Consider the following 21369-nt stretch of genomic DNA (forward strand, 5'->3'; position numbering starts at 1 on the left):
GTTAGCGCGGCATCATCCGGCGCTCACCTTCGGCTGCTCGATCAACCCGAGCAATCTCATATCCTTCAGGTATTTGTGGATGTACCCCTCACTGAGCTGCGGCACCTCCGGCCCGGCCGGGATGGTCTTCACCATGGCCTGGAACTCAGCACTGCTGACAGACATGGGGTGGGCCGGATGCGGCGCCGCGAAGTGCCCGAGGATCGACAGCGATGATTGCTGCCGCTCACTATCCGGCAGGTTCCGCAATTTATCCTCGAACCTGCGCACCCATTCCTGGTGATCGCCGATGCGCTTCACAGTGTAACCCGCGCTCTCCACCCAATCCACCACCGTGTCGAGCGACAAGCCATCATCGTGGTGAACATTGATCAGGTTGTAGCTGAAGAAGCCGGCATAAGGTCGGGCGCCGATCTGCTGCATCGCCGCCGCGACGAAATTGGCCGGCAACCCGTCATAATGGGCACGCTGGCGCTCACCGTTCGGGCCGAGCTCATAGAAGGATTTGGGCGCGATCCCCGTTTTCACGAGACTGAACAACAGCCGCGTAAACATATCGGTGACGTTGATCTGCCCTATATAGCGGGCATGAGGCATGATCATGTCCGCGCGGAACACATTCACCGGCAGGCCAAATTTTTCATTGACCTCACGCAACATAACCTCGCCGGCCCATTTGCTCGCCCCGTAGCCAGACGCGTACATGTCGATCAACGGCATTTCCGGTGCGCTTTTGCGCACATCCATCGTCTCCGGGCCATGCGCGAGATCGGCGCTCATATGCGGCACCGCGACGGACGACACGTAGTCAAATCGCTTCAGCCGCTCCATCAGCGCCAGACGGATGAGTTCCGCCGTGCCCAGCACGTTGGGCTCAAAGAGATTCCGGTAGGAGAGGCGGTGATTCACCAGCGCGGCGGGATGCACAATGTGATCCACCTCATCGGCAAGCCGCGCGAAGTTTGCCTCATCCAGCCCTAGCTTCGGCGTGGCGAGATCACCGACCAACATTTCCAGGTGGCGGGCGGCAAGCGTCCGGAAGCGCGCGGCCAGGTCATGGTCCAAGCTGCCAATGGCTTCATCCAGCCGCGCCCGCGCCGCCTGTGCATCCGCGCCGCGAATGATGCAGATGAGCTTACCGTCCACCTTGGCAAGCTGCTCCAGCCATTCCAGACACAGGAACCGGCCAAGGAAGCCATTCGCACCTGTCAGCAGTACCGTCTTGCTGACAGTCACCGGCGGTGCCGCCGCCTTCGCCGCCGCCAGCGTCGCTGCATCGAACAGCACGTCGAGCTTGAAATCAGACGCCTTCACACGCTCCGGATCAGGATGAATCTGCTTGTACCGTTCCAGCGGCCCGGCTTTGCCGAGCGCATCGTCGATATAGGCCGCCAGGCGCGAAGCGCTGGCCGAGGGATGCAACACGGTACTGACAGGCACGGAGACGCCGAACATCTCCTCGAACAGCAGCGAGAGGCTGACCGCGCCAAATGAGTCGCCGCCAAGGTCGGAATAGCTCTGATGATTATCACCATCCAGCGCAGCGAGGCCAAGATTCGCCTTGAACGCACCGACGACGCGATCAAGCGTCGACTGGCCGTCGCCACCCTGGCGCAGCAATGCGAGTTCGTCCCGCTGCTGGCGCTCCATCTCCTGATACATGGCCTCAAGCCTGTCGGCGTAGCGCCGCTTCAAATTGGGCCGCAACGGTTTTCGCACGCTGGAGAGAAGACCGTTTTCAAGGGTGAAAGCCTCACGCTCGATCAGTACATCGCGCGGCACCTCGAAGGATTTCAGCCCGGCATCCCGCGCCGCCTCCTGGAGGTCGGCAAGTACAAGCTCCCTCAGCTCAGCATCGCTCGGTGCATGGCCGAGCCGTGCCTGCGCAAGGTCAAGCGCCGGGACAACCACGGCAAGCAGGAAAGACCGCTTGGAGCTGCCATAAACGTAGATCTGCCTAATGAACTTGCCACGGGCGAGAAACGCGGCCTCCAGCGGCCCGATGGCCACAAACTCCGCCTGGGAGAGCTTGATGACATTATTGCGGCGATCAACCCAGACCAGGTGCCCGGGCCCCCGCTCCTCCATAACATCGCCGGTTTTAAGATAACCATCCGCATCGAAGATCGCAGCACTCGCCTCCGGGCGCTTAAAATAGCCCTGGATCATAAGCGTGGTTTTCACCAGCAGCTCACCGCGCGGGAACGGCCGGTCCGTTGTGTAATAGCCGAGCTCCGGCACATCAGCAAGCTTGTAGTCGACCACCATGCGGGGGACGATTTTGTTGAGCCAGGCCAACGCGCCGCCGCCCGCTTCCGTGCAGCCATAACCTTCAATCATCGGAATATCGAAACATTCCGCCATGAACTGGCGCACCTCCGGCGCGGTTGGCGAGCTGCCTACGCCACCGGCATTAAGGCGGTCACCGAGGAAGGACTTACTCATCTCCACCCGGACCGCCGCATCGGCAATTTCGGGAGCCTCCCCGCCCGCAACGCGGCGCTGAACCTCGGATTGATAGTGCTGGTAAACCAGCTCACACACACGCGGTATGAAGCTGATGAAGGTAGGCCGCGCAATGCGGATATCCTCAAAAAGCGATGACATGTCGCTCTTCAGCGTGAAATAAACAGTACCGCCCTGCGCAAGGCCGGAATGCACCATATTCCGGCCCATGAAATGGTTCATCGGCGCGTAGCCGATGGCCACGGTTGGCACGTAAACAGGCATCCAGCTCCAGAACTGGATACTGATCGCATCGTGGATCAATGCCCCCTTCGGCGTGCCGGTACTGCCAGAGGTGTACATGATCATCGAGATATTATCGCGGCCGCGAGGCGACGGCGGTAGCGGCTCGAAGGTGAATTGCCCGCCATGGCCGACTGCTTCCGAGAATGTCGTCAACGTCGCCTTGCCACCATTTTCCGCGAGCCTCGCACGGACCGCCTCCACCAATCGGCGCTCGGCATCAATCCGGCTGTCATAGTCAATCACGATCAGACTACGGATCGTATCCTGCCTGCACGCATACTCGGTCGCCAGCGCCAGATTGTCGATATTCGCAATCATGGTGACTGGTGCGGTATCACGCAACACCTCTTCCATATCGTGCCTGGACAGATTGGCTTGCAGCGGCACGCTCACGGCCTGGGCATAGATACAGGCAAGATCAACCGCCGCCATCTCCGCACCGGTAAACGCGATGAACGCCACCATGTCACCGGCCGCAACGCGATGCTGCGGATGGTGCCGCCAGAAATTGGCGATCCCCTCGACCTGCCCGCGAAGCTCAGCGTAGCTAATCGTTTTGAATGCAGGCAGATAATGCCGCAAGCTTTCGCCCGTGCGGTCATCCTGTCCGATTTCATAAGCGCGCGATCCTAACGCGGGGCGTTCGGCATAGCCCTCCAGAGTCGCGGCGATGATTTCACGGTATGAGATGTCGGGTTCTTGAATCCTGCGCGTTACCTCGTCCTTGGGCTTCAGCGCGTTTAGCTGCGGGTCGGCCTCAGCCATGTCCCAGATCCGGGCTCCGGCTTTTTCAATGAGATGCTGCTGATTGAACTCCTGGACCATCTCTTCCCCCTAATTATTGGCCTTAGAGGAGTATGCTAACGTTCACGCGGCCGGCAGGCCACGATTTCCTGAGGCACATCTATCGCAGATCGTCCAGAACATTTAACGATTAATCCACCCCCCGCATATCAGCTTCGTCGCGCTCACAGCGCACCATGGCGGAATTAGCGCGCCGGCGGAGCAGGTCCAGCTCACCTGCGCCGGCATTTATCTCCACCGCCGCCTCGAAACAAGATCGCCCCCGGTGGTGGTGTAGGAGCCCGGCAATCGGGGCGGCACGAATTGAAAGTCACTTGCTCGACGTCATCCTTGCCAACATCGCATCCATCCAGCGCGTTGGCAGCAGACGGCTGAGCAGCACGGTAAGCTGCGCGTCCTTGCCGACAAGATAGCGCAGCTTCGGCATGCCGGGGCCAATTGCCGCGCGCACCGCCACACGCGCGACGTCTTCCGGCTTGGACGCGAATTTAAGCGCACCCGTCGCCATTTTCCGATAGCCGCGATAAAGCGCGCCATAAGTCGCCTCAGTCTGCGCATCCATGCCTGCCAGCGCCTGATCCACCAACGGGCCTTGTGCCGCCGCCATCGGCGTATTTACGCCGCCTGGTTCCACCAGGCTGATGGCGATGCCGGAGCCATGCAGTTCCCGCCGCAGCGCATCCGCCAGCGCCTCCAGTGCAAATTTGGAGGCCGCATAACCGCCGATCATTGGCGCGGCCACCCGCCCTGCCATCGAGCTGAACAGCACGATGCGCCCACGCGCTGCGCGCAGCAGCGGCAACATACCCTGCACCACACTCACGGTGCCAAATACATTGATCGCGAAAATCTTCTCCAACGCCGCCCGCGACATGAGTTCAACCGGGCTGACCGGCTGCACCGCGGCACAGAACAGCAGCGCATCCAGCCGTCCGGCCAATGCCGGAATAAGCGCCGCCAGCAGCGCTTCCACCGAGGCCGCATCCGCAACGTCACAGACAAAACTCCGCACGACCAAAGGCGCGACCTGGGCCGCCTGCTCCTCGTTCTGTACCACGGCGAAAATCCGCGCCTGCCCTTGCAACTGGCGGACCGCCTCCAGCCCGATTCCCCCCGCGGCACCGACAACCAACGCCGTACGTCCTGCTTCAATCCCCATATTCCACCTCTCCAGCGTTATCGGTAATATTTTATGTCGTTGGTTACCTTTATGCCGCCGACACCCGATCCGTGATCGCCACCCAAGGCACCATTTGCACTGAGCCCATATCAAAAGCGCTCGAGATCACCATGTCTGGCGTTCCGGCACGCGCCGCCAACGCCGCCAATGCCTGTGCCGGGTCTGCCGCCTCAAACTCATAAATAGCCATGTACTTCCATTGCGTTTCACCAGCTCCAGCGAACGAAAACCGCCGCGCCGCCTTGAAACCGGGAACACGCAAGACGTCCGGCAGATGCTGTTTCGTGTACCAGGCATTGTACTCATCGTCCTTGCCCGCCACCGGGTTGGACAGCACAACCAGCACGCAACTCTTCATATCTTGGCTCATTTCCAGTTCCCTCGCGCAAAAGCACACATCGCCACTACAGAGCGCTTATTCTGTAAACACAATTACCGGACAAGCCATTCATGGTCAACCAGTGGGATACGCCTACTTTTACCGAGAATGGCGTGATTCACAGCAAGCATGGCGAGATCCGTGTCATTCCTTCCCTTGTCCAGACGCGCCCCGGCTCTTAAATCGTCCGCATTATCCGTCACTATGCTTGGGATAACCGCGGTTGCGGAAAAGCCCGCGCGCCTCATAGGTCCCCTCCATAAGGGCATCTTGAGTTAAGATATCTGGAGACCTCCACATGCTGACCGCACGCAAGCCTGGCATCCAGATCAACCAAGCAATCTCCCAAATCGTCTGGTCTAAAGATGTCGAGTTCGCCCACATCTTCAACGGTGTCTCCGTGGTCGTGCCATATGTCGAGCATCTGCTTAACAGTGTGATGAATGAAGTCCGGACAAACTACGCCGCCGACAACCCGCTACTAAAGGAAGAACTTGACCTCTTCATCAGGCAGGAGACCAACCACTCGATCTATCACAATCGATTTAACAAGCTTATGCTTGACGCTGGTTACGACATAAAGCCGGTCATGACCAAAATCACAGCTGAGCTGAAGGCATTACGCGACAAGCGCTCACTCGCGTTCATCTCCGCTTATTGCGCCGGCTTCGAGAACACCGCAACCTTCACGGCACAGTATGTATTTGAGGCATGCGACGAATTCTTCATCGGCGCCGATCCCACCGGCGCCAATCTTTGGTTGTGGCACATCGCCGAGGAATTTGAACACCGCATGACCTGCCATGAAGCGTTCAAAGCCGTATCAGGAAATTATCTGATGCGCATATGGGGCTTTGCGTACAGCTTTTGGCACATTAACTGGAGCTTCTGGCGTGCCACCGCCGTGCTCCTGAAGAAGGAGCGAGAGAGCATGACGCCGGCCCAACTCAAGGCCTCGCGGCGGAACCACATGCGTCTGATGCGCCGCCAATTCGTCTATGCCATACCACGCATGCTGCCTCTATTGCGGCCCGGCTTCAATCCGGCCAAGTTGACCGTGCCGCCAAAAATCGCCGCCGCTCTTGAGTTTTTCAAGAAGACGGATCCAATCAACGAAGCCTTTACCAGCGTTTACCCCATGGCGGCGGAATAGCCGCGCCTCCACCACCGGCCCCGTCACCAGGTCTGCATCTACAACTTCAGGCGGCCCCTGTGTTCTTCAACAAGCATTTCGAGCAAAGCTTCGAGCTTTCTGGCCTGCTGATCGCCAAGAATGGCATCAATTTCCTGCACCTGCGCGCGCGCCGCGGCGCCGAGCGGATCGCGCACCGCGCGCCCTTTCTCGGTAAGATGAACAACCGACACGCGACCATCGGTCGCGCTGCGGCTTCGCCGCACGAAACCCGCGCGCTCCAAACGTTTGAGAGACTGCCCAACCGTCGCCTTGCCAATGTCCAAACGCTGCGAGATTTCCACCTGAGACAGCGGCTCCTCCCGCCATAATTCGCGCAGCACATAAGATTGCGCCGGCGGCACACCTGTATCCGCCACACGCCCAAGAAAATCCATCGTCATCAGCCGCGCCAGATATTGCACCAGGTATGGAATCGACCGACGGGACGGCAGATCCGGTAAATCAAAAACCTCGCGCTCAGCGGCACCGGGGGGCTTAGCCATCTCTATCCTTCTTCAGATTATTCCGTCATACGACTGACAAAAGCACCACAACACATATTTTAGGGCCCTGCGGCAATCAGTGCTTGCGCGCTGCGGATAAAGTTCGGCGCATGGATATACGGCAGCACCGTCATCTTCAAGTCCTTCACCAAGCCCCTACTGAACCGAGATGAAATGATATTCCCCGCGCTTGCATTGCGTAAATTGGCCCAAACACGGAAGTAATGCAGCGTCTTCTCATCCACCTCAGCGCCACCGGCTTCGCGGTAGCAATCCATGAACCGCGCCCAATCGAGCGCACGGCCGACCGTAACCTGGACATACCCCAAATCCTCCGCCGGATCGCCGATATGCGCGAACTCCCAGTCCAGAATGGCGCTGATCTTGTCGTCATGAAACAGGAAATTGTGGAACCCGATATCGCCGTGCAGCAGGCTCGGCCGGCCGGCGCGCTCCGGCACATTGTCGAACATCCAGCCATAGAGCGCACAGATCGTGGGAGACGGATGATGCGCCTCGGTCAGAAAGAACTCATACCAATTACGGATATAACGCTCTATGCAGCCCGAGAGGTCCATATCCCATAATTCCGGCCGGATCGAATCCGTAAGCGCACCGAGTTCCAGCATCGGTGGCAAGTTGTGCAGCGCAGCCATTTCACGCGCCAGCATGTCGGCGAGCCCCTTCGGAATTTCCGCCTGCGCCCCAAAGAAACTGCCGCCGATCCTGCCCTCTGACTTTCGCATGACAATGAAATGCCCTCCGGGGAGCTTCTCATGCTTCGTATCCAACCAAAGAGCATCCGGTGCGGCAAAACCTCGCTCATGCACGGCGCGGATCAGTGCATATTCCGGCTCGATCTGGTGGCAGTCATTCGCCAAACTGGCATTGTCGCTCAAATCCCGGCGCATAACATATTCACCGGAAAGCGCCTTGCCCTTGGCCGCAAAAATCGTCGTCTGCTTACCGAAGCCGCCCGCGAGCGGCAACACCTTGGTCACCTGCAAGTCTGGCTCATCGAAACGCTCTCGCAGATAAGCCGACAGCGTCTCAACCGTTATCGGGGCGTCCTGCACAGGCTTCGTCTCCGGCGCGGGCGGAACATGCATCTGGCCGGTCAAGTCATCCGCTTCCCATCCGGTAAGCGCCGCCGCCAGCCGCGCCCGCAATTCTGGCGCAAGCACCGCCCGGTTGGCGGCTATAACGGCTTGTTCTACCACCGCAACGCCCTCGCGCCACAACGCTTCGAGGCCGGCAATGCTGTGTTCGTCAGCCGCCGCCGCTGCTATGGCCTTCCACTCAGCCGGCATCGCCAAGGGGAGCGCAGGCTCTTCGAGCACCGCCGTGAGCCGGGCAAACTGCGCGCGTAGCGCCACTTCGCCCCCCGCCTCACGAGCCTGCAACAGCCGTAAACTATGAGCGATTGCCTGGGCGCTCGATCCATCGGTGCCCGCGTCAGCGAGCAGCGGCAGTAATTTATCAAATTCCGTGACCAGTGACGCCAGCACACGATCCGCGGGAATAAGCATGGACGCCCTTTCATCGTATTCTTCTGGAGCTTTGCACCTTGACCACTGGCCGCAACGTTCGCTAGCATACTACCGACGAATTCGGACCATGACAAGCCGCCTTGTCGAGGCGCATAAGTAACGAGGACTGCCCTAGCGCCACTTGCACCAGCAAACACAAACCAACACCAGCATCACACAAGACATCCAGGAATGACCTCAAACCGCATCCCAATGCCTAGCCTTGCCGTCGGGCATAGCTCCGTTCTTGAGCTCCATGGCAAGCGCGTCTTTATCTGCCGTTCCGCGGCTGGCTGGCACGCCATGCTAGATGCCTGCCCCCATCAGGACAAATCTCTGGAAGGCTCGCGTATTCGGCACGGTTCGGTGATTTGCCCGCACCACGGCGCGCGCTTCAGCCTCGATGACGGCCGCTCCATGTCTCCCCTCACCCCCAACGGATTGACGTTATTGCCCTGCCGCACGATTGACGGTGAGTTGGAAATCGACATCCTGTAGCGCGGCGCCACTTGTTATGCGCAGCCCGCCGATGAAATAAAGAAACTCCGCAATGGGGATCCGGATGAATATCTCGCGCGCGCATATTCGTGTCCGGTTATTTCATAACCGGCACAAAATTCTCTGGAACCCGAGAACGATCTCCCCAGGGACCCAATGTTTTCGCGTCGTCTGTTAAACACGCTCCACGCCGTCGCCGGCGTCTTTCAGCCGGTCACGCGCGTCGCGCCACAAACCTGCGCCACCCTTCAGCGCGCAACTCACACGCGGGGCAGGCGCCGCAGCCATAGCCCCATTCGTGCATGGTCTGGCGATCGCCATGATAGCAACTATGCGAGCCCGTACGGATCAGGTCCACGAGCGCCGCGCCGCCAAGTTGCTCGGCCAGCGCCCAGGTTTGCGCCTTGTCGATCCACATCAGCGGCGTATGCAGCACGAAGCGCGTGTCCATGCCCAGATTAAGCGCGAGCTGCATGGCTTTCACCGTATCGTCGCGGCAATCCGGGTAGCCGGAATAATCGGTCTCGCACACGCCGGTGACAAGGTGCTTGATCCCGCGCCGGTAGGCGATGGCGGCGGCAAAAGCAAAGAACATCAGGTTGCGGCCCGGCACAAAGGTGCTGGGCAGGCCGTTCGCCTGCATGGTGATTGCGGTGTCCTTGGTCAGCGCGGTATCGCTGATCTGCCCCAAAACGGCGAGGTCGACGACATGATCCTCGCCCAGCTTCGCCCCCCAGTGCGGAAACGCGTCTGCAATGGCCGCGCGCAAGGGGGCGCGCACCGCCAATTCCACCCGATGCCGCTGGCCGTAGTCAAAACCGATCGTCTCAACGCGGGCGAAGCGGTCCAGCGCCCAGGCCAGACAGGTGGCGGAATCCTGCCCTCCGGAAAACAGCACCAGCGCGGAATCGGCGTCCATGCTCAGCCCTCGCCCGGCCCGAAATAGCTGCAGCGGTCGCCATTAGAGGCGCGCGAGACGGTCACGCGGCACAGCCCGGGGACAACCGGAGCCAGGCGGCGCCAAATCCAGGTGCAGAGATTCTCCAGCGTCGCGGGGCCGAGATCGGGGATTTCATCAAGGAAATGATGATCCAGCGCCGCGCGCGTGTCGTCGAGGGCACGCGCCAGCAACCCTACATCCATCAGCATCCCGCTTTCAGGGTCAGGCTTGCCGCGCAGCGCCACCTCGGCGCAATAGGAATGGCCATGGATACGACGGCTGGACGCCGTCTCGATCTGCCGGTTCAGCGTATGCGCGGCATCGAAGATGAATTGTTTGCTGAGCTCAAACATTAGCGGATTCCCAGGACCTTATGGGTTTGCAACGACAAGCGCCAGCGCGGATGGCCAAGGCAGTACGCCACCGCCGCCTGGGTGTTGGCGGCGGCGTCCGGGCCGTCCATGGGTTGCAGGAGGAAATGGCTAAAGGCCAGGGTCTCGAAGCTCTCCGGCCCGGCACCCTCTTGCGGAAACACCAGCTTCAGCTCGTCCCCCGAGGTCACGGCCAGAGGCGCGCCGGCCTTGGGGCTCACGCATAGCCAGTCGATCCCCGCGGGCGGCGCGATGGTGCCGTTGGTTTCCACGGCGATTTCAAAGCCCTGGGCATGCAGCGCGGCGATCAGCGCGGCGTCCACTTGCAGCAGCGGCTCGCCGCCGGTGAGCACGGCCAAGCGCTCCCCCGCCCCCGGCCACTGCGCCGCCAGGGCCGCCGCCAATTCCTCCGCCGTCGCGAAACGCCCGCCCGCGGTGCCGTCCGTGCCGACGAAATCGGTGTCGCAGAAGCGGCAAACAGCGGCGGCGCGGTCAGCCTCGCGCCCGGACCAAAGATTGCAGCCCGCGAAGCGGCAAAACACCGCCGCGCGGCCGGCATTCCGCCCCTCGCCCTGCAAAGTGTAGAAAATTTCCTTAACGCTATAGGCCATCGCAAGGCGCTTTAAAGACACCCTGCGCCGGTGGCAACGGCTGGTGCCGGCATGTCAGCCGCGAACAGGGCCGCCGCTCCCGTGGAGAGTTTCGGCCGCCGCAGGTGCATGGCGCAAATTCCGACTCGACTCCTGGGCTGGGTTGTGGATTCTATGTTCCCGTTATGTTCTAACCCCAACCCCTCCCTGCCCCACTGCGCGCCGTCCCGGCGCTGCACGAGCTGCGCGCCCCGCTCGGCACGGCCGCTCATGCCGGGCTGGCGGTGGCGTTGCTGGCGGCGTCGAGCGCGCCAGTGCTGTGGGTGGGCGTCTCGCCCGACTGGTATCCGCCCGGCTTGGCCTGGGCGGGGCTCAACCCGTCGCGCTGCCTGTTCGCCCGCGCGCGCAACGATGCCGAGGCCCTGGGTCTGGCCGAACTGGCGCTGCGCGGCCGTATGGCGGCGGCGTGCGCGGGGCTTTCGCGTCTCGCCGCCAAGCGCCTGGCCCTGGCCGCCAAGCATGGCGGCGCGCTGGGGCTGGTGCTGCGCCATGCCCCGGCGGTTACGGCGCAAGATTCCACCGCCGTGCTGGCATGCTGATTTGGCACGCCAGAAGCGGGGGGCAGACTGCGGGCCGAGCTGCTCTACGCCAAGGGCGTGATGCCCGGGGTGTATTGGCTGGAGGCTCATGATGACACGCCGTTGGCTCTCCCTGGCCTGCGCGCGACTGGAAGAGGCGTGCCTGGGCGCCACGTCGCTCAACGCCCGCTTCTACCGGGTGGACCGCGCCTGCCCGGCCATAACGCTGGGCTTTACCACCCCCTGCCGGGACGCGGCGCAGATCGCCCGGCTGCTGAAGGAGAAACTCACCGAAATCGCCCCCGGTTTCGGCATTGAGGCCCTGGCGCTTGAAGCCGGCAGCACCGAGACGCTGGCCTTCACCCAGCGCAGCACGCTCGACGACACGCCGGATTATACCGTGGCGCTCAACACGCTGCTCAACCGGCTGGGGCCAGAGCGGCTTTGGCGGGCGGCCGCGCGGGAGAACCATATCCCCGAATACGCCGCCACGCCGCCCACACCACCCGCGCCAGGAGCGCATCATTGGCAAAAGCAGGGATTTTCACTGAGTCCGAGGGCGGCAATTTCTCCTGTCGCCCGGCGACTCAGCGCAGCGCCGCCCGGCAAGCGGAAATGGCGTTGCGCAGATGTCGCCGCTGCCGCTCCGGCGGCCAATGCGACGGTTCATCAAAGGCCGCCTGCACGGCAACGCCCATCAGCGTGGTCAACAGCCTGGTCGCTTCATCATCCAGCGCCGCCGGCGAAGCGGTTGGGCATTCTTGCGCGAGCAGCCCCCCGACCCGCTGCCGGGCCGCCCGTAATTGCTCGCGCTGCACGGCGGAAAACTCGGGGTCGGCAATGGCCACGCCCCAAAACACCACCCAGACTCGCCAGTTTTCCCGCGCCTGCGCATGGCAGGGCAGCAGCGCGTCGAGAAAGGCTGCCAGCGAGTCTTCGCCGTTTTCCGCCGGCATCCGCGCGGCGCGCGCGGCCGTCAGCTGGTAGCAGTGCAGAAGCAATTCGCGCTTGCCGTTGAAGTAATGGCTGACCACCGCCGTGCTGTAGCCCGCTTCCTCGGCCACGGACCGGACGGTAACGGCATCGAGCCCCTGGGTGGCGATCATCCGCGCCACGAGTGCCGCGATCTCCAGCCGGCGCTGATCATGGTCGACGATAAGAGGCATTGACCCAACCTGCATAAAAGTATAATCGCATTATATATAACGCTTGTAATAAAATAAATCCAGCCGCGCTTCGTCAAGGCCGGTGAGGAGGGGAACGATGATGCAGGCAACGGCTTCAGCCGGTCAAACACAGGCCCCGGTCCAGGATGAAATGACGGTTGACGTGCTGGTGGTCGGGTCCGGCATTGGCGGCATGACATCCGCCGTCACCGCGCATGATCTGGGCTGCGGCGAGGTGCTGGTGATCGAAAAGGCAGCCAAATTCGGCGGCACCAGCGCGCTGTCCGGCGGTGTCATCTGGATCCCCCACAACCGCCACGCCATCGCCGCCGGGCAGCAGGATTCCCTGGCCGAGGCGCATGATTACCTAAAGCGCACGATCCCCGACGAGATCCGCCGCGATGACATGCTGGACGCCTATCTGCGGGCCGGGCCCGAGATGATCGATTTTCTCGAGGACAACACCGCAGCCCGTTATGTCTCGCTCGGCATGTACCCCGACTACCACTCGCATATTCCCGGCGCGAAGCTCGGCCACCGCGCGCTGGAGCCGGCGCCGTTCAACGCCGCGCGCCTGGGCGGGGATAACGAGATCGTCAGCCACAGCCATCAGCTCTGGTACATGTTCGGGCGCATCCCGATGACGCTGACCGAGGGCAACACCATCCAGGTGCGGCTGAAGGGCTGGCAGAAAATGGTGGCGCGGCTGCTGCTGCGCTACGTGGTGGACATTCCCTGGCGCCTGCGCTCGCGTTACGACCGGTACCGCAAAGTCGGCGGCGCGGGGGCGGCGGCGCTGTATCTGTCGCTGCAGCAGCGCGGCGTGCGCATGTGGCGCAATGCGCCGATGCTCGAACTCTTGCACGAGAATGGCCGCGTGACCGGCGCGGTGGTGTGCCATGAGGGGCGTGAGATCATTGTGCGCAGCCGGCGCGGCGTGGTGCTGGCCGCTGGCGGCTTCGAACATAACCAGGCGTTGCGCGAGCGGTACTTGCCGAAGCCGACCAACGAGGCCTGGAGTGCGGGCGTGCCAACGAATACGGGCGATGCCCTGACGCAGGGCCAAAATCTCGGTGCCGCGACGAGCCTGTTGAACAAAGGCTGGTGGAACATGACCTGCAATGTTCCCGGCGAGCCGCGCCCGCGCCTAGTGATCATCGAGAAGGCATTGCCCGGCTGCTGCCTCGTCAACCGCGCCGGGCGGCGCTTCCTCAATGAATCACAGAATTACCAAACACTGGTCGACCGTCTCTACGAAGCGCATACCGAGGAAAACCCCTGCGTCCCGGCTTTCCTGATCTTCGATGCGCGATACCGGCGCGATTATATCATCGGCCCGCTCCTCACCGCGCGGATGCGCCCTGATTGGACCTTCCCGAAAAGCTGGTTCACCGAAGGTTTCATTGCCAGGGACCGCAGCATCGAGGGGCTGGCGAGACGGATGGGGATCGACCCGGCGGGGCTCGCGCAAACCGTCGCGCGCATGAATGAGTACGCGAAGACCGGCAAGGATCTGGAGTTCGGCCGTGGCGACACCGCCTATGACCGCCATTACGGCGACCCGGAGATCAAGCCGAACCCCAATCTGGCGCCCATCACCGAAGCGCCGTTCTACGCGATGAAGCTGCATCCGGGCGATATCGGCACCCAGGGCGGGCTGGTGACCGGCACGAACGGAGAGGTGCTGCGCCCGGATGGCACGCCAGTTGCCGGGCTGTATGCCACGGGCAATTGCACGGCGGCGGTGATCCCCACCTATCCCGGCCCTGGCGCCACGATCGGCCCGGCCATGGTGTTTGGCTACCTGGCGGCCAAGCACATGGCGGGGCTCTCGCAGCTTGCCGCGGCGGGAGCCGCGCCGTGACGCCCGGCATCGGCGCGCCGTTGCGGCTGGCCTCGGCGCAGGCGCTGGACTGGGATGCGGAGGCGGATATCGTCATCGTCGGCTTTGGCGGTGCCGGCGTGGCGGCGGCGCTGGAGGGGCTGGAGCGCGGCGCCAGCGTCATCGCGCTGGACCGGTTCGATGGCGGCGGCGCGACCGCGTATTCCGGCGGGATCGTCTATGCGGGCGGCACGGCGCAGCAGCACGAGGCGGGGTGCGAGGACAACCCGGAGGAGATGGCCAAATATCTGGCGCAGGAGGGCGTGCCGGTGAGCTCCGCGACGCTGGAGCGCTTCTGCCGTGACAGCGCGGCGAACCTGGCCTGGACCGCGGCCCATGGCGTGCCCTATGCCAGCACGCTTTACACCGGCAAGATCACCTACCCGCCCGAAGGCAAGTTCCTTTACTACAGCGGCAATGAAAAAAACCCGCAGCGCGCCGCCAAGGCCAAACCGGCCCCGCGCGGGCACCGCGCCGTGGGCAAGGGGTTTACTGGCTCTACGTATTACGCCCGGCTGCGCGAGGCGGCATTGCGCCTGGGGGCGCGCGTGATTCCCCACGCCCCGGTGCGAAGGCTGATCATGGATGCGGCGGGGAATGTTCTCGGCGTCGAGGCGGATCAGCTCCCTGAGGCAGCCCAACCTATGCACCGCAAGCTGTATGCCAGGGTCAACCCCTACATCCCGCTAAACGGCAAACGCGCGGAGCGGGCGATTGCCGCCTGCGCCCGGTTCGAGCGCGAGGCCGGCGCGCGCCCATTGCGCGTGCGCGCCCGCAAGGGTGTGGTGCTATGCGCTGGCGGGTTCATCTTCAATCTCGCTCTGCTGGCCCAGCACCGGCCTGAGCTCGCCGCCTCCTACAACGCGCTGATGCGCATGGGCAGCATGGGCTGCGATGGCAGCGGGATCGAACTCGGGCTGTCCGCGGGCGGCGAGGCGGCGCTGATGGAGAGTGTCTTCGTCGGCCGTTCTCTGTCTCCGCCGGAGGCGTTTCTGCGCGGCATCCTGGTGAACCGGGAGGGGCGGCGCTTCATCAATGAAGATGCGTATATCGGCGATGCCGGACAAGCGATCGCCCGCCAGCCGGGCGGCTCCGCCTGGCTGGTGCTGGACGCCAGGATGTTCTGGCGCGGCGTGAAGGATGTGCTGCTGTTGGGGCGCGGGCGCTTCCTGCTCTGGGGCTTGCCCGTGCTGATCAACATCCTGCTCGGCGGCACCCGCCGCGCCGGCACGGCGCGGGCATTGGCGAGGCGCTGCGGGGGGGATGCCGCCGGGCTGGAGGCCAGCATCGCCGCCTATAACGCCGCGCAGGCGCAAGGCGCGCCTGATCCGCAGGGTAAGCAGGCGACGAACACCGCCGCCATTGCCGCCGGGCCGCTCTATGCCATCGATGTCTCTGTGCATAACCGGTTCGGCGCCACCTCGGCCTTTACGCTGGGGGGCCTGCGCGTCGCCGAAGACAGCGGTGCTGTGCTGGGCAAGGATGGCCGGGCAATCCCGGGCCTCTATGCCGCCGGGCGCACCGCGTTGGGGGTTTGCTCCAGCGCGTATTTCAGCGGCATGTCGATTGCCGATACCCTCTTCTCCGGCCGCCGGGCCGCACGCGCGGCAGCCGAGAAGGACGCCGAAAAGAGCCTATAGCGGCGGCATCGCGACGTAGCGGGCCAACGTTTGGTGCAGGTGGCGGATGCGCACCTCCTGGTAGCTGGAATAGATCACGTCGGCATCGCCGCCATCGCGCAGGCCTTCCTGGCACATCGCCAACCCGGTGCTGTCCTGGTCGTAGATTTGCCCCAGCCATGGCGGCAGGGCGCCGGAGCCGCTATAGCTGTCCTCCGGGCCAAGCTCGACCAGTTCGGTCTCCGGCAGGGGAGAGCCATCCGCCGGCTTGGGGCGGAAGATGAAGAAATCGAAGACGGCTTGGTTGGGGTTATCGCGCACCGGGGTGAAGCGGTAGGCGTAGGGGTAGGTCAGAGACCGGAACAGAATGAAATTGGGGAAGACCGAATACTGCATGGCATCGGCGGCCTCCGCATCCGAAAGCTGGCTGTAGTCGCGCCCATCGGCGGCGCTCATCGCCTGGCGCGTCGCCTCGGCCAGAAAGGTGCGGGCGCGAACGCCCTCGGGCAGTTCCGGCACCTCGGCATCACGCCCAAAGACCACGCGGATCGCCGCGTCCAGCACTTGTTGCTCGTTCAGCCGGTTTGGATACTGGTCGCTCTGTACGCCGGTGGGCTCCAGGAAGCGGCTGATGTTCTCGTTGCCGGGCCAGACATCATATTGTGTGCTGGAATCGCCGCCGAAGGGAAGCGCCTGCGCGTGGATGCCGCTGAGATGGTAGGATTCGACGAACCCCTCGATGCATGTTTTCCAGTTGGCGTTGATGGTCTTGCGGATCATCTTCGCCAGATACACCGAATCCCGCGGCCAGCTGGCGAAATGGGCTGGCAGATTGCCGAGATAATCCTCCAGCGGTTTCGCGTTCTTGTCGCGGTTGATGAAGACGAAGCCGCCCCAGCGCCCGACGCGCACGTCCCGCAAGTGGAATTTCGCATCCTCGATCTGCGGGAAATCCCAGCGCGCCGGAACATGCGCCAGGCTGCCATCGAGATTCCACGTGAAGCCGTGGAAGGGACAGGTGATTTTCTGTACCGACGTGTCCTGCATGCACAGCTTCATGCCGCGATGCAGGCAGCTATTGTAAAATGCCTTGATCTCGTCCGGCGCGTTGCGCACGATGAGCACAGACGCGCCGGGGCTTTCATACACAACGCAATCGCCGACTTCCGGAATCTGTTCCTCTCGGCAGGCAACCTGCCAGACGCGCGGCCACATCCGTTCCAGTTCCAGCCTGGCGAAGTCCGGGCTCGTATATTGCGAACGCGGCACACGCGAACAATCGATCGCCGTTTCCGAATATTCCGTCACCACGGGCGGCGCTGGGTGCGCGTCATTCTTGATGACATCCTGATAGAGTGGCGCCGGGCTGTCTCGATAGGCCGGTGTCGTGCGCGTGTCTGCGGCTTGCGGCATGGCTCCATTCCCTCATTGGCTGTTCGTGGGCTGATTTTCCGCGAGCATAAGGGGGGAACCGGGAAAGTCAATCTCGTATTCTAGCATATCATTTAGAGATGCCGCGGCGGCGCGGCCAACTCCGATGCCCCGGTCTTGCCGCTGCGCTCAATCAGGCGGGCGAACGATACGACGCGGCCAGCGCGATAAAGGCGCGGATATAATCAACGGCCTCATCGGCCTCGCGCACACCCAGAAAAATCTGTTTGGCCACGCCTTCAGGCCCCAGCTGCACGGGGTACACATCAAAGCGCGGGCGCGCTTCCTCCACCAGCCAGCGCGGCAGGGCGGCCACGCCGCGCCCATGCGCGGCCATCAGGAGCATGATGTCGGTGGTCTCGATGGGTTTATGCTGCCGCGGCGCAATGCCGGCGGGCGTGAGAAATTGGGTGAAAATATCCAGCCGGTCGGCGGGCACGGGATAGGTGATGAGCACTTCGTCGATCAAATCCTCGGGCCGCGCGAATTTGGCCCCGCGCAATTTATGCCCCGGCGCCACCACCAACACCTGCTCATAATCAAACACCGGCATGAAGCTTAAGCCCGGTTTGAACAGCGGGTCGGGGGTGACGAGCATGTCAATCTCGTGCCCAAACAGCGCGCCGATGCCGCCGAACTGGAATTTCTGGCGCACATCCACGTCCACACGCGGCCAGGCATCCAGATAAGGCGCGATGATTTTCAGCAGCCATTGATAGCAGGGGTGGCATTCCATGCCGATGCGCAATTTGCCCCGTTCGCCTTTGGCGAATTGTGTCAGCCGCTCCTCGGCGCGGACAAATTGCGGCAGCAGCCGGCTGGCGACCGCCTGCAAAAACGCACCCGCCTGGGTGGGTGCCAGACTGCGCCCCTCCCGCCGCCAGATTTGCACGCCAAGCTGCGCCTCCAGCTTAGCAATGGCGTGACTGAGCGCCGATTGCGTGAGGTTGAGCTTGGCGGCGGCGGCGGTGAGAGAGCCTTCGCGTTCAACCTCGTTGATGATGGAAAGATGGATGCGGTCGAGAATGGGCACAGGAGATCCATGACAGAATTTCATTGATTTATGAAATCATATCACTTTTGCTCATGTGCGCAACGCCCTATAGGCACGTCAGTTCTCCTCTCCTGCGCAGGTGTTGTCATGGCCCACACGCAAAATCTCAGCTTTCCACGCCTCGGCGCCGCGCTTCACCAAGGATCACGCCGCGATGACATCCACGCCCCCACCATCCCGGCGAAGGCCGCGGTCCACCCCCTGCGCGCGGGGGCCGCATGAGCAACATGACCAAGGTTGCGCCCACCTTGCAGCGCTGGCTGGCGGGTGAGCGCATCGGCCCGCTGCCCGCGCGGAACACGAGCGCGCCGCCACCTGCCCTGTCGTTCGAATTCTTCCCGCCCAAAACGCCGGCGCTAAAGCAGCAGCTATGGCATTGCATCCATCGCCTTACCCCGCTGGCGCCGCGCTTCGTCTCGGTCACCTATGGCGCCGGGGGCAGCACGCATGCGCGCACCCACGCCACAGTCTCGCGCCTCGCGCGTGAGACCAGCCTGGTGCCCGCCGCGCACCTCACCTGCGTCGGCGCCACGCGCGACGAGGTTGATGCCGTGGCCCGTGGCTATTGGGCGGCAGGCGTGCGCCATATCGTGGCGCTGCGCGGCGATGCACCGGCGGGGAGCGCTTACGCCCCGCATCCGGGCGGCTATGATTATGCCAGCGATCTGGTGGCGGGCCTGCGCCGGATTGCGGATTTCGAAATCTCCGTCGCCGCCTATCCCGAAACCCATCCATCGGCCATGAGCGCGCAAGCCGATCTCGACAATCTCAAGCGCAAGCTGGATTCCGGCGCGACGCGCGCCATCACCCAGTATTTCTTCGACACCTCAACCTATCTGCGCTTCCTCGACCGCGCCTTGGCCGCCGGCATCACCGCGCCCATCGTGCCGGGCATCATGCCGGTCTCAAACTACGAACAGGCCGCGCGGTTCTCGGCGCTATGCGGCACCAGCGTGCCCGCCTGGCTGGGGCATCTGTTCGAGGGCACCGAAAACGACCCCGAGATACGGCGCATCGTCGCCAGCATCGTCGCGGCCGAGCAAGTGCGCACGCTACAGGCCAACGGGGTGGACGAGTTTCATTTCTACACCCTCAACCGCCCCGACCTGACTTACGCGATTGCCCATATTCTCGGCGTGCGCCCCAAGGGCGGCTTGGCGGATCGGTGAATCCGCCTCCCCCCTCCTGAACACTCCCGCAAACCCCGCCAAGGCCATTTTCACGCTCAACGCTGCGCCGGCGGATCCCCCTTGATCACCGTCTTGCGCACGCCCTTGGGATCAAGAGCCGCGATCAGTGCCAGTTGCTCCGCATTCGGCAGCGGCGTGGTCGGAATATGCTCCGGGCGTTCCAGCGGGAAGCCCGTATTATCCTGCACCTCCTCAAAACTCACTCCCGGATGCAGCGACCTCACCCGCATCGCATTTCCCTTGCCGCCAAAATCCAGCACCGCCAGATTTGTCACGACGAGGGGTATCTTGAGCTCCGACGGAATCCGTCCTCCCGGATAACGCTGCGGGTTGAAGCCCGCCGAACAGACATAATCCACCTCGCCGGACACAAAAGCCCGCGTGTTATGCGCCGGAAAGAAGAAACTATTGGGATGATGGATCGAGTTTCCAGGAAACCCGCGCGCGCCCAACATCGCGGCTTTCGGCTTGGCATGATCCCCGATCACCGAGATATTCGACTGTCCAAACCGATCCATCTGAACCGGCGCGACCATCGCGTGGCGCTTCCCTCCCCACAACCCGGAAAACACGCGATCATAGGGCGACCACCCCTCGACCTCTACGTCATCGACATTACCACCAACCGGCAAAGGCTGCGTCGTATACCAACACTCACCATCGGTAATCGCCAGCGCCGGATTGAAGGTCTGCTTCGCCAAGCTCACCGCGATACGCGGAAGCGGGCCAATACCCGTCCCCATGATCTCGCCATCATGACGCCAGGCCTCCGCCGCCGCTACAATAATCAATTCCGCCAGGGAACAGGAGATTTCACTCATATCGTACTCGCTTCAATATATGGGCTTAGATAGCGCTAAAATGGCGTCCGGCCCGCCAGCCGCCGCGAGATAGGCCGCATCGTCCACATCCAAAAATGTCTGGCGATAAGCCGCCCACGCCTCTGCGGAAGCCGCGCTATCCGCATATAGTTTAAGATGCTTCAGATCCAGATGATAATCTGGCGCCGCCGACGTCGGATGCGCGCCAAACCTCGCCTCGGCCACACCATTGATCATCGCGCGCTCTACCAGATTGTAGCGAAAATTATTCCGCATATCGAGCGCCGCCGTCGGCACCACTTGCTCCGCCGTCACGTAGGTCGCATCAGCGGCACGGGAAAACAGCTCATCAAAAAACGGATCCGGCGACAGCGTCAGCACGTTACCGCGTTGATCCGCCCGATGCACATGCAACAGCGCCACATCAAGCTTAAGGGCGGGCATAGCCACAAACTCTTCGCCATCCTCAAATGGGCTTTCAACTCGTTTCGACAGTTCCGGCTGATTTACGATATCTGTGCCGAATCCAACACGTGTGGGCAAAAACGGCAGGCGCATGGCGGCGGCGCGCAGCCCCCAATGCATCAATCCCTCATCCAGCTCCAGCACCGAGAACGCCCCCGCTTGGCGCGCATTGCGAAAATGCGGCTCCAGCGGATAATGATCGAGACTGACAAACGCAAAAACCAGCTTCTTGATCTTGCCTGCCGCCGCCAGGATGCCAACATCCGGCCCGCCATACGAAACGATCGTGAGGTCCTTGAGGCTGGAGCGCGCAATCGCACGGATCAGCGCCATCGGCTTGCGCCGCGTCGCCCAGCCGCCAATCCCGATCGTCATCCCATCGCGCAACTTGCCGACAATCTCGTCAATTGTCATGCGCTTATCAAGCTTTGTTGCTTGTACCAT

At 62.6% G+C, this 21369-nt stretch carries 20 protein-coding genes; 6 read left to right on the forward strand and 14 right to left on the reverse strand.

Annotation, left to right across the window (positions count from 1 at the left end; all coding sequences use genetic code 11):
* Positions 1–12: 12 nt before the first annotated feature.
* The 3 genes from car to LI953_RS05880 all read right to left on the reverse strand — a co-directional run bounded on the left by car (position 13) and on the right by LI953_RS05880 (position 5105).
* Positions 13–3576 (reverse strand): carboxylic acid reductase, encoded by a 3564-nt coding sequence (gene car / locus LI953_RS05870; protein WP_227075107.1) that lies wholly within the window; start codon positions 3574–3576, stop codon positions 13–15.
* Between the two features lie 289 nt (positions 3577–3865).
* Complete coding sequence (locus LI953_RS05875; protein WP_227075108.1) at positions 3866–4714, reverse strand: SDR family NAD(P)-dependent oxidoreductase; 849 nt, start codon at positions 4712–4714, stop codon at positions 3866–3868.
* Positions 4715–4763: 49 nt separating this feature from the next.
* Entirely contained in the window at positions 4764–5105 is a 342-nt protein-coding gene (locus LI953_RS05880) for a DUF4286 family protein (RefSeq protein WP_227075109.1), read from the reverse strand.
* A gap of 307 nt (positions 5106–5412) precedes the next feature.
* On the opposite strand from LI953_RS05880, the gene LI953_RS05885 reads away from it, so the two are divergent.
* The gene (locus tag LI953_RS05885) at positions 5413–6267 is read left to right on the forward strand and encodes a metal-dependent hydrolase (RefSeq protein ID WP_227075110.1); all 855 of its coding nucleotides are present in this window, start codon (positions 5413–5415) and stop codon (positions 6265–6267) included.
* Positions 6268–6305: 38 nt separating this feature from the next.
* Here the strand turns inward: LI953_RS05885 and LI953_RS05890 are convergent, their stop codons facing one another.
* On the reverse strand, positions 6306–6791 hold the full coding sequence (locus LI953_RS05890; protein WP_227075111.1) for a MarR family winged helix-turn-helix transcriptional regulator: 486 nt from the start codon (positions 6789–6791) through the stop codon (positions 6306–6308).
* A gap of 59 nt (positions 6792–6850) precedes the next feature.
* Positions 6851–8320, reverse strand: coding sequence for a phosphotransferase family protein (locus tag LI953_RS05895; protein WP_227075112.1), 1470 nt, complete (start codon positions 8318–8320; stop codon positions 6851–6853).
* A gap of 192 nt (positions 8321–8512) precedes the next feature.
* On the opposite strand from LI953_RS05895, the gene LI953_RS05900 reads away from it, so the two are divergent.
* Complete coding sequence (locus LI953_RS05900) at positions 8513–8818, forward strand: Rieske (2Fe-2S) protein (protein WP_227075113.1); 306 nt, start codon at positions 8513–8515, stop codon at positions 8816–8818.
* A 214-nt stretch (positions 8819–9032) separates the two neighbouring features.
* Here the strand turns inward: LI953_RS05900 and queC are convergent, their stop codons facing one another.
* Genes queC through queE form a run of 3 tightly spaced genes read right to left on the reverse strand, consistent with a single transcriptional unit; the run spans position 9033 to position 10740 of the window.
* Entirely contained in the window at positions 9033–9737 is a 705-nt protein-coding gene (gene queC, locus LI953_RS05905; RefSeq protein WP_227075114.1) for a 7-cyano-7-deazaguanine synthase QueC, read from the reverse strand.
* Between the two features lie 2 nt (positions 9738–9739).
* Positions 9740–10111 carry a 6-carboxytetrahydropterin synthase gene (locus LI953_RS05910; protein ID WP_227075115.1) on the reverse strand — a complete coding sequence of 124 codons (372 nt, stop codon included), beginning with the start codon at positions 10109–10111 and terminating at the stop codon, positions 9740–9742.
* A complete protein-coding gene (queE, locus tag LI953_RS05915; protein ID WP_227075116.1) occupies positions 10111–10740 on the reverse strand; it encodes a 7-carboxy-7-deazaguanine synthase in 630 nt (209 codons plus the stop codon). Before queE ends, LI953_RS05910 begins: the two co-directional genes overlap by 1 nt.
* Before the next feature lie 263 nt (positions 10741–11003).
* Between queE and LI953_RS05920 the strand changes: the two genes are divergently transcribed.
* Entirely contained in the window at positions 11004–11318 is a 315-nt protein-coding gene (locus LI953_RS05920) for a hypothetical protein (RefSeq protein WP_227075117.1), read from the forward strand.
* 171 nt (positions 11319–11489) lie between these two features.
* Here the strand turns inward: LI953_RS05920 and LI953_RS05925 are convergent, their stop codons facing one another.
* Both LI953_RS05925 and LI953_RS05930 read right to left on the reverse strand, forming a co-directional pair.
* Positions 11490–11684 carry a hypothetical protein gene (locus LI953_RS05925; protein WP_227075118.1) on the reverse strand — a complete coding sequence of 65 codons (195 nt, stop codon included), beginning with the start codon at positions 11682–11684 and terminating at the stop codon, positions 11490–11492.
* A 200-nt stretch (positions 11685–11884) separates the two neighbouring features.
* A complete protein-coding gene (locus tag LI953_RS05930) occupies positions 11885–12463 on the reverse strand; it encodes a TetR/AcrR family transcriptional regulator (RefSeq protein ID WP_227075119.1) in 579 nt (192 codons plus the stop codon).
* Between the two features lie 151 nt (positions 12464–12614).
* On the opposite strand from LI953_RS05930, the gene LI953_RS05935 reads away from it, so the two are divergent.
* Together LI953_RS05935 and LI953_RS05940 are read left to right on the forward strand one after the other, a co-directional pair.
* On the forward strand, positions 12615–14327 hold the full coding sequence (locus LI953_RS05935) for an FAD-dependent oxidoreductase (protein WP_227075120.1): 1713 nt from the start codon (positions 12615–12617) through the stop codon (positions 14325–14327).
* Positions 14324–15985 (forward strand): FAD-binding protein, encoded by a 1662-nt coding sequence (locus LI953_RS05940; RefSeq protein WP_227075121.1) that lies wholly within the window; start codon positions 14324–14326, stop codon positions 15983–15985. Before LI953_RS05935 ends, LI953_RS05940 begins: the two co-directional genes overlap by 4 nt.
* On the opposite strand, the gene LI953_RS05945 is transcribed toward LI953_RS05940, so the two are convergent.
* Both LI953_RS05945 and LI953_RS05950 read right to left on the reverse strand, forming a co-directional pair.
* Positions 15980–17377, reverse strand: a complete 1398-nt coding sequence (locus tag LI953_RS05945; RefSeq protein WP_227075122.1) for an SRPBCC family protein — start codon at positions 17375–17377, stop codon at positions 15980–15982. The genes LI953_RS05940 and LI953_RS05945 overlap by 6 nt on opposite strands.
* A 151-nt stretch (positions 17378–17528) precedes the next feature.
* A complete protein-coding gene (locus LI953_RS05950) occupies positions 17529–18428 on the reverse strand; it encodes a LysR family transcriptional regulator (RefSeq protein ID WP_227075123.1) in 900 nt (299 codons plus the stop codon).
* 248 nt (positions 18429–18676) lie between these two features.
* On the opposite strand from LI953_RS05950, the gene metF reads away from it, so the two are divergent.
* Positions 18677–19618, forward strand: a complete 942-nt coding sequence (gene metF, locus LI953_RS05955) for a methylenetetrahydrofolate reductase [NAD(P)H] (RefSeq protein ID WP_370635768.1) — start codon at positions 18677–18679, stop codon at positions 19616–19618.
* Between the two features lie 56 nt (positions 19619–19674).
* On the opposite strand, the gene LI953_RS05960 is transcribed toward metF, so the two are convergent.
* Both LI953_RS05960 and LI953_RS05965 read right to left on the reverse strand, forming a co-directional pair.
* Entirely contained in the window at positions 19675–20460 is a 786-nt protein-coding gene (locus tag LI953_RS05960) for a CoA-transferase subunit beta (RefSeq protein ID WP_227075125.1), read from the reverse strand.
* Positions 20461–20472: 12 nt separating this feature from the next.
* Entirely contained in the window at positions 20473–21339 is an 867-nt protein-coding gene (locus tag LI953_RS05965) for a CoA transferase subunit A (RefSeq protein ID WP_227075126.1), read from the reverse strand.
* Between the last annotated feature and the right edge of the window lie 30 nt (positions 21340–21369).

It is taken from the genome of Acidocella sp. KAb 2-4 (assembly GCF_020567705.1).
Lineage (GTDB): Bacteria > Pseudomonadota > Alphaproteobacteria > Acetobacterales > Acetobacteraceae > Acidocella.